A 14,775-nucleotide genomic window follows, 5' to 3' on the forward strand; every position below is an offset into this window, starting at 1 on the left:
CCTCTACTTACATCATATAAAAAAAAACCCCTTTAAAAAAGGAGTTTTTTCACAACATTCGGAAAATATGAGTTAACCTTCAATATTGATGACAACATCCTTCCCTCTCTTTTTAAGCAAAACCGGAATGAGCAGCCATAATGCCGTTATGATCAGGAATGTCAGGGAAAGCGGCCTGGTAAAAAACAAACTGTAATCCCCATCGGATATCGTCAGGGCCCTGCGCATATTATTTTCTATCATCGGTCCTAAAACCAGCCCTAATACCAATGGGGCGATTGGATAATCATTTTTACTTAAGAAATATCCCAAGACCCCGCACCCTAATAATAGCAATAAATCATAAGTCGATACTTGTACCGCATAAACGCCAAAAATGGAAATCGCGATAATGAGCGGAATCAAATATTTCTTTGGCGTTTCAATGATTTTCGCAAAAACCCTAACGAGCGGGAGATTAAGGATCAGCAGCATCAGATTCCCGATGAACATACTGGCGATAAGCCCCCAAGCTACCTGAGGATGGTCCTCGAATAATAATGGACCTGGCTGAACATTGTACATCATGAGCGCACCCATTAAAATCGCCGTTGTACCGGAACCCGGAATTCCCAGCGTCAATAATGGAATCATCGCTCCGCCAGATGCCGCATTATTGGCCGTTTCAGGTCCAGCCACCCCAGCGATCGCGCCTGTGCCAAATCTCCAGGGTTTTTTTGAAATCCTTTTTTCCATAAGATATGAGAAGAACGAAGCAAGAGTAGCCCCTGCACCCGGCAAGATCCCTACAAAGAAGCCTAAGAGCGACCCCCTCGCAATCGGACCGGCGGATTCCTTGAATTCTTCTTTGGAAGGAATCAAATTTTTGATCTTAGCAATGTCCCCATCATCCTCTTCTTTTTCCAAGATTGTCTTGAATACCTCTCCAAGTGCGAATAGACCCACTGCGATCGTCAGGAACTCGACCCCTTGATAAAGCCAAGGTATGCCGAATGTAAAACGGGCGATCCCGGATACATTATCGATGCCTATCGTCCCGATCAGCAAACCGCAAACCGTCATGATCAGTGCCTTGGTTACGGATTTTCCCGCGAGGCCGCTGACGGCCGCCAACCCTAGAAGCATGAGTGAAAAATACTCCGCCGGACCGAATTTAATGGCAATCGTCGATAATGGCTGTGCCAAGGCAATCATGGCGATAAGGGTGACTATCCCTCCGACGAAGGAGCCGATTGCCGAAATGGATAAAGCACTCCCGGCCCTTCCCTTTTTCGCCATTTGGTAACCATCCAATGTGGTGACGACAGAAGAGGATTCGCCAGGTGTATTCAATAGGATTGAAGTTGTCGATCCTCCATACATCGCTCCATAATAAACACCTGCAAGTAAAATGATGGCGCTTGTTGCCGCTTGCTCTGGTGGAAGTCCCCCTGTAATCGAAGCGGTTACCGGAATCAAAAGAGCCACTCCGCTCATCGGCCCGATCCCCGGCAAAACGCCGACAGCCGTACCGATCAATACTCCGACAAATGCAAAAAGGATGTTATACCAAGTTAGTGCCGTTTCAAAACCATGCAATAAATAATCAAAAGTGCCCACTTCACATCCCCCTTCCTTTTATGAAAACCAGATTGGCCAACCCGGCAGTGTTCCCTTTAAAACATTCACGAATAAATAATAGATGATTCCGGAAAATCCTGCGGAAATGAGGAGCGATGTCATCCACTTATTCCGTTCCATCGTTTGAAAGCAAACAAACAAAAAGAGGAAGGTCGTAATGACATATCCTATCGTTTCCAATGTCAAAATATAAATCAGGGTGGAGAGCAGAATGATGATAAAGGGTTTATATTCCAGCTTTCCTTTACCCGATTCCTGCACCTTGCCCCGAAATGCCTCATAGAACAGGCGAATACTTAAAACAGCGAGAACGAGCCCCAATACAAAAGGGAAAATGTCCGGTCCTACCGAACTTCCATAAGAAGAACTGGCCAGTTTCCTGCTTCCTATCATGAACAGCACCCCGACAGCCAGAAAGGCTACAGATGCAAAGCGATCAAATTTCACGTCCATCTTAATCCCTCCATTTCAGAAAACAAGAAGAAGGTGAAGCACCTCCTTCTCCCCGATTATTTTTCCATGCCTAACGCTTCTAATAATTGCTGCACCTGTTTTTCCTGTTCTTCTAAAAACTTGCTGAATTCTTCACTATTTTTATATTCCCGTTCCCATCCTTGAACTTCCACTTCCTTCTTCCATTCAGAAGTTTCAACTAGCTTCGCAATGGTTCCGTCCCAAAAGGTTTTCGCTTCACCAGACATATTCTGAGGTCCAAAAACCCCTCTCCAAATCGTGAATTCAGCATCAACACCCTGTTCCTTTGCCGTCGGTATGTCTTTAAGATCGCCACCCAAACGTTCAGTCGAGGTTACGGCCAACACTCTAATCTTCCCTGCTTTTAAAAATTCCCTGACACTGGATGCATCCGTTCCGATCACATCCGCATTACCGCCAAGCAAGGCCGTAATCGCTTCCCCGCCCCCGTCATACGAAACGTATTTAAGTTCTGTTGGATTCAAGCCATATTCATAGGCTGGAAGAATGGAAATCAAATGATCCATGGATCCCGGAGCCGATCCTCCTGCAAACGTCAGCTTACGCGGATCTTTCTTCACCGCTTCCAGCACTGATTTCAAATCCTTGAATTCGGAATCCGCCTTTACCACTATCGCCCCATAATCCTTTGTCAGCTGCGCCAAAGGGGTCGTATTTTTATACCCATAAGGGCTGTTGCCTTCTTTTTTAAGGTTATTGATGATGACAGGCGGTGAATTCACGAACAGCATGTCATTATTATCCGCTTGCTGTGTTGCATAATCCGCCATGAATACAGCGCCCCCGCCACCGGGTTTGTTTTCGACGGTCAATGGCTGGTTCACCAGTTTGGTCTCACTCAAGACCTTTGTAAATGAACGGGCGGTTAAATCCCATCCCCCGCCTGCGCCCGATGGAGCAACGACCGATATGGATTTTTTCGGATAGCCTGTACTTTCTTTCTTTTCTCCTGATGTATCCGAACTGCTGCATGCACCTAAACTTAAAGCTAACGAACCTGCCAAAATGACCGCTGAAATCTTTTTACGAGAAAACATAATAATCCTCCTTTTGAAAGCGTTTTCTTGATTCTACAAAAATATCTTCCTTTTCTTTGATTATTAACCTAAGATGCATAAATTCCATAACCTCTATATTGTTCATAAAGTTTTATCGGGAGACATGGGAAAAAGGCCCGCCCATTAAGAGCAGCCCTGCTAGAATAGTATTTTTGATAGATAGACGGCCATCGTTACCGTTATACTGCTGAATAAAGTCGACATCAAGACTGCTTGTGCCGCATACTCCGGATGGTTGTCATATTCCAAAGCGAATAATGCGCTGTTTCTCGATGTTGGAAATGAACTTGCGATAAATAATCCCTGAGCGACAGTCCCTTCCAAGCCCAGCAGGAGGATGATAAGGAATGCGATGGATGGCGAGAGTATTAACCGGCCAATCAAGCTAAGGATAAGCGGAAGCGGGAATTGCGTAATTTTCAAATAGGCACTCTGTGCACCCAATGTGATCAAGGCAATGGCTATGAAAGCACTCGCGATATTTTCAATCGGGGTCCATAAGAACAGCGGAATGTCGAAAGAAGCGGAGTGTAATAGAAAACCGAGTAATAAAGCATAAATGACGGGGTTCTTCAAGAACTCGCGAATGGCGCCCTTCGCACTTTTTGTATGGACGGAAACGGAATTCATCAATCCATAGGTATAGGTCAACAGGTTTTGAAAAATGATCACGATGACTTGGATCGACAGGCCAAGAGGATTCCCATTAAAAACCATCTGGCTTACGGGTAACCCGAAATTGGCTGAGTTATTCAGGACTACACTATTTTTAAACGTGGCAGAAAGACTTTGATCAAACCTGGCAAGTTTAGCAATCACTGTACTCACGATGATAAGGCTTACTGCTTGAAGGGCAAGGAAGCTGAATATCTGGACGATCATCCCCCCGCCCATTTTACTTTGATAGATATTGACAAAGCTAATGGCCGGCATGAGCAGGAAATGATTCAATTTAGATAGCGTATTCATATCCAACTTGAATTTACGATGCAGGATGGCCCCAGCCCCTATTAGGAAAAAGACGGGCACAATGACATTCAGTACGATCAGAAACAGGACACTCACATGACTTCCTCTCCATTCCTAAGGCAAATTCATGATGATTTACATCTCCCATCTATCATAATCCCGGGATAACCATAGTTAAAATACCAATAAATTATCGTTATCCATTCATAAAAGGAATGACAAAAAAAGCACAGAGATATCTGCGCTTCCAGTTAAATATCACTCATGAAATCGACGTCTTTGACAAATTCGACAAACGCTTTGACCAGTTTTAATTCCAGTGACTTTTCATGATATAGCATCCACGTATTCCTGATAAGGGGATTACCCTGCTTATCCCTAAGGTCCATCTGACTTAGACTTTGGTCCTTCTCCAATAAAACACTGGGAAGGATGCCATATCCCAGGCCATTCCTGACCATTTCTTTGCATGTATCACCTTTGTCCACTTCCATCCCAACCAAAGGCGGTCCTGAAAAATTATCTCTCCACCAATTATCGATCATTAAAGGGCGTCCGTCCCATAATCGATCCTCGGCAAGAAAGGCAGGTCCCGGACTTCGATTTCTTCCTTGGAAGCAATGCAAATCGTTTCCTCAAAAAGATGGTGCCTTGACCCTGCCCATTGATAGTCCCCCCGAACGATCCCTACATGCACTTCTTCCTTGTAAATGAGGTTCAGCACTTCTTTACTCCAACCAGTCGTCACATTGAAATCCACTTTAGGATATCGCTCACGAAATAATCTCAACAGGCCAGGCAATTTATGCAGCGTGATATAATTGGAAACACCCAGCCGTAATGTCCCACTGATCTCCTGACCCATATTGAACGCTGTCTCTTTTATCTGCCGGAGCCTGATCAGCATCTCATCTGCACAGTTGGCCAAATATTCCCCTTGAGGGGTGAACTGGACTCCCCTTGTTCCCCGCTCCACAATCTTTAGATTGAATTCCTTCTCTATTTGCTGAATTCGTTTCGTTAAAGAAGGTTGCGATATATATAAACTTTGCGCCGTTTTAGTAATATTCTTATGCTCATGCAACACCTTTAAAATATGCCAATCCCTTTCATTCATAACCCTTCCCCCGATACCGCCTTTTCCTTGAATGTCCTATCGAAACTGTATCACATAAGGCTTGTTGGATATATCCAAGCCATGCCGGCAAGGACTTTCCCAAAGCGCATTCTCCAGCCCGCCTTAGGAGCGGCATCTTTCACGCTCAGTCATTCAATTGTATTCTTTCAGGGCATGTATAGATATTCAGTGAATCATTACGAATGAACCCGACCGTGGTGATTCCCAATCCTTCAGCCAATTCCAAAGCCAATTCAGTTGGAGCGGACTTCGAAAGGATCAGTTCACAGCCGATTTTCGCCACCTTCAAGAGAATTTCCGATGAAATCCGGCCGCTGAACACGATAGCTTTCCCTTCTATCGAAATACCATTTTTCAAGCAATGGCCGTATATTTTGTCCAAGGCATTATGTCGGCCGATGTCCATCCTGCTTAATACGAGGCCATCGACATCACATAAAGCGGCATTGTGGACCCCTCCTGTGTTCTGGAAGGTGACAGCGGAATTTTGTAAATCCTTCATCAAGCGGAAGCAGTCATCGGGAGTCAGTTTCACCGAAACATTATCCATTTTCTTGGCAGTCAAAGCATCATTCACAAAGACGAACCCTTGTCTGCTCATTCCGCAGCATGATGTAATATACCGTTTATTTTGAAAGTCCTGGAAGTAGGGATTCACTTTATCTGTCTTCACATGAACAAAGCCTTCTTTTTCCTGGACCCAGATTTCTTTTATCTCATCATATTTTTTGATGATGCCTTCCGAAGCCAAATAGCCAATCACCATATCCTCGATGTATTCAGGTGTACAAACCATCGTGACGAATTCCTGGCCATTTATTTTGACAGTGACGGGATACTCCGTTACGATCGTATCTTCCGTCCGCCCGATGTTGCCTTTGGTTATCCGGATGATGTCCCTCTTGCTTTCAATCGCTTTCATGTTCCCACTCCTTTTACTATCCAGGAGCCAATTGACCACTATGTAAGGAACGTGGTCAATGCCCGTTGAGTTTGTCCGCTATATCCTTATCAAATACGAATACGGAAATCGCTATGTTCTCCTTGATTTTGATATCTGAAAACAAATGGACCAGTTTAGCCCCAACCAGTTCCTCCATTCCATCAGGAGGACTCTCCGAATACACATCCTGAACCATTTTGGTACGTGCAGAATGGACCATGTCCCTTCCTTCCTCCGATCTTGATATAAACATTTCCGTAGGAGTCAAATTCCCATATAACGTAGAAACGGCCATATTCTCCACGAAAACCGTGTGTATGCGTTCTGGTCCTTTACCGAATAATTCCTTGCGCAGCTTACGAATCATATCATTGAATTCATGGATAACCTTTGACACCGTTACGTCACTCCAATTCAAGAAAATTAAGTTCTCAATTTTCTAATCATAAATCAACGCGAAGAAAAACGAAAGGAATTTGGGAATGATAGCCTCTTTCCAGGATTGTTTCTTGCTAAAATTAAAGGTATACTATCAAAGAGGAAAGTTGGGAGCATAATAGTGTACTGTTGTGTCCTATCTTTTTTAAAAATCATCCATTATGGTATGGATTGGTATATTGGCAAGCTTTGCTATTAAACTATTCCACCATGACCTACATTTCCGTTCAGAGCCGGAGGTGTGATCATGGTGGTTTTTTTCGTGTTTTTGGCTATAAAAGGGGGAAATATAATGAGCGATTCAAACATCACCATCAAAATCAATGGGAAGGATTATACCGCTAATGAAGGAGCGACAATACTGGAGGTCATCAACCAAAATGAGATAGCTCATCCACAGATTTGTTACGTTCCTGAAGTGGATCCGATCCAAACATGCGACACATGCATCGTCGAAGTTAATGGGGAACTCGTCCGATCATGTTCGACAAAAGCAGCGGGCGGCATGGATATAGCCTTGGATTCAAACAAGGCAAAAGAGGCCCAAACCGAAGCCATGGACCGGATCCTGGAAAACCATTCTTTATACTGTACTGTATGTGATAATAATAACGGAAATTGCAAACTGCATAACACAGCGGAATTAATGGAAATCGAACACCAAAAATATCCTTACACACCGAAAGTGGAATTGGGTGCCGTCGATATGTCCCATCCATTTTACCGCTATGATGCCAATCAATGCATCGCATGCGGCCAATGTGTCGAAGTCTGCCAAAACCTTCAGGTCAACGAGACGCTGTCCATCGACTGGGAAGCGGAACGCCCCCGGGTAATCTGGGATGAAGGAACGGAAATCAATAACTCATCCTGTGTAGGCTGCGGACAGTGTGTAACCATTTGTCCATGTAATGCATTAATGGAAAAATCGATGCTGGGTGAGGCTGGCTTCATGTCAGGTTTGAAAAACGATATGCTTGAACCAATGATTGACCTTGTCAAAGAAGTGGAACCTGGATACAGCGGGATTTTTGCCATTTCAGAGATTGAAGCGGCAATGCGTGATACACGGACGAAGAAGACAAAAACGGTCTGTACGTTCTGTGGGGTAGGATGCACATTCGAAGTCTGGACAAAAGGCCGTAAAATCCTTAAAGTCCAACCTACCCATGAAGCACCCGTCAATGCGATATCCACATGTGTCAAAGGGAAATTCGGCTGGGACTTCGTAAACTCGGAAAAACGTTTAACCAAGCCCCTGATTCGGAAAAATGGGAGATTCGTAGAATCAAGCTGGGATGAAGCACTTGATTTGGTTGCATCCAGACTTGGTTCGATCAAACAGCAATACGGCGGAAATTCAGTAGGCTTCATTTCCTCATCAAAGATCACGAATGAAGAAAACTATGTGATTCAAAAACTGGCACGTCAAATGTTCGAAACGAATAACGTCGATAATTGCTCGCGTTACTGTCAATCCCCGGCAACAGACGGACTGTTCCGTACGGTCGGCATGGGCGGAGATGCTGGTACGATTAAAGATATCGCCGCAGCAGGTCTTGTCATCATCGTTGGCGCTAACCCTGCAGAAGGCCATCCCGTATTGGCGACACGCGTAAAACGGGCACACAAGCTTCACGGACAAAAACTGATCGTAGCTGACATCCGCAAAAACGAAATGGCCGAACGCTCCGACATCCATATCAGTCCAAAACAAGGAACAGACCAGGTTTGGTTGATGGCGGTTACAAAATATATGATCGATCAAGGCTGGCATGATCAAGAATTCATCAATGAAAATGTTAACTTCTTCGACGATTATCAAGAAGTACTTGAAAAATACACCCTGGAATATGCCGAAACACACACAGGCATTTCAAGAGAAACATTGATCCAAATAGCTGAGACCATTCGCGATGCAGACGGAACATGCATCCTCTGGGGAATGGGCGTTACACAAAACACCGGTGCTTCCGATACTTCAGCGGCAATTTCCAACTTGCTATTGGCTACGGGCAACTACCGTCGTCCAGGAGCGGGAGCTTATCCGCTTCGCGGCCATAACAATGTACAAGGCGCTTGCGATATGGGTACCCTGCCAACATGGCTTCCAGGATATCAGCATGTTACCGATGACGTGGCACGTGCTAAGTTCGAAAAAGCTTATGGAGTGAAAATCGATGGCAAACCAGGCTTGAACAATATTGAAATGCTTAAAGCGATAGAAAAAGGCGACATGAAGGCCATGTATCTCGTCGGAGAAGATATGGCACTTGTCGATGCGGATGCAAACCATGTTGATAAAGTGTTATCCGGATTGGATTTCTTTGTTGTCCAGGATATTTTCCTTTCAAGGACAGCCCAATATGCCGACGTGGTATTGCCAGGGGCCCCATCTCTTGAAAAAGACGGAACGTTCACCAATACAGAGCGCCGTGTACAGCGTTTATATAAAGCCCTTCCCACCATGGGGGATTCTAAAGCGGACTGGGAAATCACTCAAGAGATCGCCAACCGCTTAGGTGCAAATTGGAACTACACTCACCCTAGTGAAATCTATGAAGAAATGGCAAGCCTGTCACCGATATTCAGCCAAGCGAATTACGAGGTGCTGGAGGGGTGGAACAGCTTCCTCTGGGGGAGTCATGATGGATCAAACACACCGCTTCTTTATGTGGATGGCTTCAACTTCCCTGATAAAAAAGCGCGCTTTGCACTGGCTGACTGGGTGGAACCTCATAAATTCCCGGAAGAATATGACCTTCATATCAATAATGGACGCATGCTGGAGCATTTCCATGAAGGTAATATGACGAACAAATCCAATGGAATCCAATCGAAAGTACCTGATATTTTCGTTGAGGTATCACCGGAACTTGCCAAAGAACGTAAAGTAGGCGATGGCGGACTCGTTCGCTTAGTGTCTCCATTCGGGGCCGTTAAATTAAAAGCCCTGATTACAGACCGTGTAAAAAATAATGAGCTATTTTTACCGATGAACTCAGTCGATAAAGACTCTGCCATCAACTTCCTGACTGGTCCCATCTATGATCAACGCACAAGCACGCCTGCTTACAAACAGACGATGGTCCGCATGGAAGTATTAAGCGCAAGCGGAGACATCCCATTACCGGGTACCAATCCACGGAACAAAAAACGTCATCCTCAAAATGGTGTCGAGGTTGAACGTAAGTGGGCCCGTCCAGGGTATGTTCACTTAACGGATAAATAAACAGGGAGGGTGAAGATCATGGCAGCTCCTATTACGGAAATCCATAATCCCATTACTGAGGAAGAAATTAAGCTACAAAAACTCGAAGAACTGAAAACACTGATTACCCATAATGAAGAGGCATTGAACAATATGTTTAAAATCGTCAATGAACTGAATGACTCGGGAGTATTCGAAGCCGCGACCTCCATGCTGCAAGGAAAAGAACAAATCGCGAAAATCGCTCTTCAACAAATCACAAGGCAACCTGTCACAAACCTGATCAATACCCTAATGGGGGCAACAGGAGCCTTGATGAACGCCGATGCCGCACAATCCACGAAACTGCTAAACAGCGCACTTGCAGGAATCGATGAAGGAAACAAATTCCTTCAGGCCGATAAGAAGATCGGAGTTTTGGATTTAATGAAAACACTGAATGATCCAGACATAAACCGGGCTATCGGCTTTGGCGTCCACTTCCTAAAGGGAATGGGCAAGGAATTAAAAGAATAGAATCGGAACAAAGACTCAAGAGAAGCTTCTTTTGAGTCTTTTTTATCATGTTTGACGATATTGATGCAAAATTAAGGAATCTGGGGGATTTCCAAAATGTTGATGTACGTAGGGCCAAATCATTTCTTCACTTCAATAATAAGCGCATATTTCTTGGAGATCAATAAGGTATCCAGTTGAAAAAATCGTGATTGATCCTGCAGCCTTAAATCGTGGAAAATGTAATAGCCTTTCGGTTCAAGAAAGCTTAATGGAAAATCAATGGAACATTCCCCTTTATGGCCCGCTTCACTTTTTTTTGAGATCGTTCATGATTAAGGGGAGTTTGGGTTGATTCGGAGGAAGCCTGTACGCTAATGCACGTAATTTGCGGATGGCAAGAGGAACTTTTCGCTTTTTTACAATCAATTAAATCGCTCCAATCTTGGTTTCTCCCAAATGATTCTACAGCAGAAGGGAATATTCCTTTAAATGATGACGATTGTACAATTTATCTGCGAATTTGGGAATATATCTTCGAAAATGGAGATATATCTGCGAAAACTCCTGATTTATCTGCGAATTATGCAATTTATCGATTTTTCGACAAAAACAACTAAAAAAACAAATTGCTATATTGTCATCATAAATTCGTAATCGATACCATAACAGATTTTGAAGATATCTCACCTGTACCTAATCCTAATAGGGGTACCGCCAACAATCCGCTTTTGTCGGACGGTACCCCAAATGCCAGTCAGTGTTTTCTACGAACAGCTGATTTAGGACACAGCGTGCTATTCATCGCAGGGAGGGCCTGCCGTACTGTCATGACAAAAGCTTAATAATAATTTCCCTTCTTCATACCGGCGCAATGTATCTTTAGCCTAGAATATCAGAAAGTGCACTTTGTACGTTTGGAAATTGAAAGGAGTAATTGTGGTAAAGTGCTTTTTGAGGGAGTACCCGCTGCCCTTTTAATACCAACTGACTCATTTCACCAAGTACTACTTTTACTACAACCCCAGGAACATGAAGCCAATATGGGCGGTGAAGGACGTCTGCAATGGACTGTCCGTATGATGACATGCGTATTGGATGAGGCGAGGTCACATTCAACGGTCCATCTACTTCAGAATTAATTATGGCGAAGTAAACCATCTCAACCGCATCTTGAATGTGCACCCAGGAAATCCATTGCATCCCACTGCCGATTGTCCCCCCAATACCTAATTTATACGGTAGCACTATTCGCGGAAAGGCACCCTCTTGACCCAGAATGATGCCGAAACGCGCGAAGACCGTTCGAACGCCTAATTCTTTCGCCATTGCCCCTTCTTTCTCCCAACTCTTTACAACACTGGCCAAAAAATCATTTGCATCACTTTCGGAGGACTCATTAAACGTTTTGAAGTCTGACATCCCGTAGTAACTTACACCTGAAGCGTTAACAAGAACTTTTGGCCTTGGATGAAGATGTCTCAAAATTCGAATGACCTCTTTTGTGGCTGAAAGACGGCTATTCAAAATAGCCTCCTTTTTACTTTGGATCCACCGTCCGCTATTAATTGATTCCCCGGCTAAATTGACCATCGCATCGACATCCTTAAGTTCGTTTTCAGGTTGATGATCTGCAGAAAGCCAATCAACATAATGAACGAATTCACTTGTTCTTTTATGATCAGGAAGACGCGTTAATATGGTTACTCGATGGCCTTTTTGAGTCAACAGGTGTGTCAAGGCTTGACCTACAAACCCGCTTCCTCCCGTTATAACAACATGCAATTTCCTCACCGCCTTCTTCAGCTGCTTTCTTATAAGTTAGTGAATAACATAACGGCCTAAAAGATTGCCAACAAGAAAAATCGGGATCATGAGCAGGCTGACCGGGAGACTTGCAAAAAGTAAATGCCCGTCTATCAGACCGTGTTCGAACAAACTGTCATAGGCAATAAGACAGTAAGGGATGAGAAGGAATAGTGCCGTTATGATGCCAGGTGTGTAGCCTTTGAAAAAGATGGACTGAACAATATGCATGATCGCTTGCAGAATAAATAAATTGAGAATAGCTGTATATAAAAGAAAGCCCCCTCCGTTTAATGTGAGATGGGCAGTCACCACTGTAGTGAATGAAATAATCAACAAAATCCAAGTAGCCGAAACAGAAAGCTGGGCAGCGGTCGAACCTAGTTTTTCCCTCATATTTAATATTAGTTGGACGAAAGAAGATTTTTGAAACCTATTTTCACTTGCCTTCATGGAAGATTCAATGGTTATGATCTCTTCTAAGTCATGGAAAATAAAAATGATTGGGCACAACCAAATAATTGTATGAAGATCGAAAAATTGGCGGAAAGTTTCAAGCATCTTTTGCCTCCTGCTTGTTGTAGTTTTGTTCATTGAATTGGACAAACTTTAAAAATATGCAAATAGTCACTTGGAAGCTATTTGAATCCACAGATCCCTGTTTAGCTCCCTTCAGCTAATTTTTGATAATGGGCCAAGGCCAATAACGGAAAAACGTATTCGTAACAATGATAATTGATATAAAAGGCTCCCGCCATTCCCCTTCCTTTCGGGTAGGCCTTTGCCCAATCTTTTTCTTTTCCATCTACTAAAAAAGCTGCGCCGCGTTTAATGTCAGGTGTGACTTCAGCCGCGGCTGAGATAAGTGTATCAAGGGCCCATGCTGTATGGGTGCGGGTACTTTCGCCCAACGGCACATAACAATTTTCGATATCACTTTTACAGGATTCCCCCCACCCTCCGTCTTGATTTTGAATGGCTTTTAACCAGTTTACAGCCTTCTGAATGGCAGGATGCTTCGGGGAAATCCCAACCGCAACCATTCCCGTTACAGCCGCCCATGCGCCATAAATATAGACGCCCCAGCGCCCTACCCAAGAACCATCCGACTCTTGATTCTTTAACAGCCAACGAATCCCGCGTTTCACCATAGGATGATGAAAATCCAAATGGGTATAGTTCCCGAAAAACTCTAATGTCCTTCCCGTTAAATCAACTGTCGACGGATCGATCAACAAATCTTTTCCGCCCTCGATCGGTAACAGGTTCAATATTTTCTTATTTACATTCTTTTCGAATGCCGCCCATCCACCGTCATTGTTTTGCATGGAAATGAGCCAGCTGATTCCTCGATCCCATGCCTGTCGACAATCCACCCTTTCGATGGCTAACGTTCGAATCGCTCTTAGTGCTGCCGTTGTGTCGTCAATATCCGGATGGATTGTATTCATGTCCTCAAAGCCCCAGCCTCCCGGCAACAGGTCTGGTTCATGAATGACCCAATCCCCGTATTTGACATGTTGCCGGGAGAGGATATATCGGTTTGCCTTCTGGACGGTATTCGATGAATAAGGGATTCCGGATTCTTGCAGAGCGTAGCTGATTAACGTCGTGTTCCAGACCGTAGCCGTCGCATATTGGCAGTGGAGTTCTCCATCAATCCGGCAGGTCATCGCATTTAATCCTTGCAAGGCACGGGTAATCACCGGATGTGTATTCGAATATCCCCTCGCCAATAAGGCAAAAATCATCATAGAAGTTGAACCGAAATAATTACATAAGGTTCCATCCGGTTCTATTCTATCTAGCATATATTGTTCGGCGCGATTTAAAGCTAACTCGCGAAGATTTCCGGGGTAGTCTTTCAGGCCTTTTATCCCTTTTTGAATCGAATCGATAACCGAGCGGAATTCCGGATCTTCTGTAAAAAAACGATTTTCTTTTTTGAGATACAAATCAGAGAGATCAGGAGACCGCTGCGTTCTCCTGCTAAAACCCAAATTGGCCAGAATCAGTAACGGGATGATGTTCGTTCTGCCAAACATGGAGAAGTCAAAAAGATTTATTGGAAAGGAGTCCGGTATAAGCAGCACTTCAATCTTAATGGGGAAAGGCGGCCACTCGCACTGTCCGGTTAAAGCCAACAGGACTTTAAAAAACATATGGACTTCTGTAGCCCCTCCGTTGGCAAGGATAAACCGCCTGGCTGCCTGGATATCCGGGTCATCCCGATCCCGGTAACCGGAGTAAAGAAGGGCATAATAAGCTTCCACAGTGGACGTAAGGTTCCCTTTTCCTTCATCATAAAACAAACCCCATGAACCATCTTTCTGCTGTTTCCCTGCAATACGCTCCACCAGTTCTTTTATGAACGCCTCATCATTTATCTCCAATGTCCGCAATAAGATAATCATGTGACAGTCTGTTCCGATGCCGGTCTCAAAAGGATATTGCCAGGACCCGTCATCTGATTGGTCCCTAATGAACTGATCGACGATTCGGTTCATTTCCTCATTTACCCGATGTCCCATGTTACCCCCCTCTTTCGAATACTCACGTTGTATTCATATTCCTCTAGCAATATGAATATGCATTTCTTTAA

The 14,775-nt window shown here is 44.2% G+C and carries 12 protein-coding genes and 1 pseudogene; 2 read left to right on the top strand and 11 right to left on the bottom strand.

What is annotated here, in order from left to right:
- Nucleotides 1-72: 72 nt before the first annotated feature.
- The 7 genes and pseudogenes from ACFVSH_RS00150 to ACFVSH_RS00180 all read right to left on the bottom strand — a co-directional run bounded on the left by ACFVSH_RS00150 (nucleotide 73) and on the right by ACFVSH_RS00180 (nucleotide 6,620).
- Complete coding sequence (locus ACFVSH_RS00150; RefSeq protein ID WP_387604119.1) at nucleotides 73-1,599, bottom strand: tripartite tricarboxylate transporter permease; 1,527 nt, start codon at nucleotides 1,597-1,599, stop codon at nucleotides 73-75.
- 18 nt (nucleotides 1,600-1,617) lie between these two features.
- The gene (locus tag ACFVSH_RS00155) at nucleotides 1,618-2,073 is read right to left on the bottom strand and encodes a tripartite tricarboxylate transporter TctB family protein (protein ID WP_387604121.1); all 456 of its coding nucleotides are present in this window, start codon (nucleotides 2,071-2,073) and stop codon (nucleotides 1,618-1,620) included.
- Nucleotides 2,074-2,129: 56 nt separating this feature from the next.
- A complete protein-coding gene (locus ACFVSH_RS00160; protein WP_387704285.1) occupies nucleotides 2,130-3,152 on the bottom strand; it encodes a Bug family tripartite tricarboxylate transporter substrate binding protein in 1,023 nt (340 codons plus the stop codon).
- 159 nt (nucleotides 3,153-3,311) lie between these two features.
- Nucleotides 3,312-4,238 (bottom strand): AEC family transporter, encoded by a 927-nt coding sequence (locus ACFVSH_RS00165; protein ID WP_387704286.1) that lies wholly within the window; start codon nucleotides 4,236-4,238, stop codon nucleotides 3,312-3,314.
- Nucleotides 4,239-4,393: 155 nt separating this feature from the next.
- Nucleotides 4,394-5,259 (bottom strand): annotated as a pseudogene (locus ACFVSH_RS00170) (LysR family transcriptional regulator).
- Nucleotides 5,260-5,404: 145 nt separating this feature from the next.
- Nucleotides 5,405-6,202, bottom strand: coding sequence for a formate dehydrogenase accessory sulfurtransferase FdhD (fdhD, locus tag ACFVSH_RS00175; protein WP_260286273.1), 798 nt, complete (start codon nucleotides 6,200-6,202; stop codon nucleotides 5,405-5,407).
- A gap of 55 nt (nucleotides 6,203-6,257) precedes the next feature.
- Nucleotides 6,258-6,620: a Na-translocating system protein MpsC family protein gene (locus ACFVSH_RS00180; protein WP_076368224.1), complete on the bottom strand. Its 363-nt coding sequence runs from the start codon at nucleotides 6,618-6,620 to the stop codon at nucleotides 6,258-6,260.
- 333 nt (nucleotides 6,621-6,953) lie between these two features.
- On the opposite strand from ACFVSH_RS00180, the gene fdhF reads away from it, so the two are divergent.
- On the top strand, nucleotides 6,954-9,893 hold the full coding sequence (fdhF, locus tag ACFVSH_RS00185; RefSeq protein WP_260286275.1) for a formate dehydrogenase subunit alpha: 2,940 nt from the start codon (nucleotides 6,954-6,956) through the stop codon (nucleotides 9,891-9,893).
- Between the two features lie 18 nt (nucleotides 9,894-9,911).
- Complete coding sequence (locus ACFVSH_RS00190) at nucleotides 9,912-10,388, top strand: helical membrane plugin domain-containing protein (protein WP_387604130.1); 477 nt, start codon at nucleotides 9,912-9,914, stop codon at nucleotides 10,386-10,388.
- 119 nt (nucleotides 10,389-10,507) lie between these two features.
- Here the strand turns inward: ACFVSH_RS00190 and ACFVSH_RS00195 are convergent, their stop codons facing one another.
- The 4 genes from ACFVSH_RS00195 to shc form a co-directional block, all read right to left on the bottom strand.
- On the bottom strand, nucleotides 10,508-10,693 hold the full coding sequence (locus tag ACFVSH_RS00195; protein WP_387704359.1) for a nuclease-related domain-containing protein: 186 nt from the start codon (nucleotides 10,691-10,693) through the stop codon (nucleotides 10,508-10,510).
- Nucleotides 10,694-11,249: 556 nt separating this feature from the next.
- A complete protein-coding gene (locus ACFVSH_RS00200) occupies nucleotides 11,250-12,152 on the bottom strand; it encodes a TIGR01777 family oxidoreductase (protein WP_387604133.1) in 903 nt (300 codons plus the stop codon).
- Between the two features lie 36 nt (nucleotides 12,153-12,188).
- Nucleotides 12,189-12,734, bottom strand: a complete 546-nt coding sequence (locus ACFVSH_RS00205) for an HXXEE domain-containing protein (RefSeq protein WP_387604135.1) — start codon at nucleotides 12,732-12,734, stop codon at nucleotides 12,189-12,191.
- Between the two features lie 101 nt (nucleotides 12,735-12,835).
- Nucleotides 12,836-14,704, bottom strand: coding sequence for a squalene--hopene cyclase (gene shc, locus ACFVSH_RS00210; protein ID WP_387604137.1), 1,869 nt, complete (start codon nucleotides 14,702-14,704; stop codon nucleotides 12,836-12,838).
- Nucleotides 14,705-14,775 lie beyond the last annotated feature (71 nt).

Source organism: Peribacillus sp. NPDC058002, from assembly GCF_042886655.1.
GTDB lineage: Bacteria > Bacillota > Bacilli > Bacillales > DSM-1321 > Peribacillus > Peribacillus aracenensis.

What these genes read in the sequence shown, in the direction of transcription:
- ACFVSH_RS00155 (WP_387604121.1), bottom strand. Translation starts at nt 2,073, where the DNA reads ATGGACGTGAAATTTGATCGCTTTGCATCTGTAGCCTTTCTGGCTGTC.
- ACFVSH_RS00160 (WP_387704285.1), bottom strand. Translation starts at nt 3,152, where the DNA reads ATGTTTTCTCGTAAAAAGATTTCAGCGGTCATTTTGGCAGGTTCGTTA.
- fdhD (WP_260286273.1), bottom strand. Translation starts at nt 6,202, where the DNA reads ATGAAAGCGATTGAAAGCAAGAGGGACATCATCCGGATAACCAAAGGC.
- fdhF (WP_260286275.1), top strand. Translation starts at nt 6,954, where the DNA reads ATGAGCGATTCAAACATCACCATCAAAATCAATGGGAAGGATTATACC.
- ACFVSH_RS00190 (WP_387604130.1), top strand. Translation starts at nt 9,912, where the DNA reads ATGGCAGCTCCTATTACGGAAATCCATAATCCCATTACTGAGGAAGAA.
- ACFVSH_RS00205 (WP_387604135.1), bottom strand. Translation starts at nt 12,734, where the DNA reads ATGCTTGAAACTTTCCGCCAATTTTTCGATCTTCATACAATTATTTGG.
- shc (WP_387604137.1), bottom strand. Translation starts at nt 14,704, where the DNA reads ATGGGACATCGGGTAAATGAGGAAATGAACCGAATCGTCGATCAGTTC.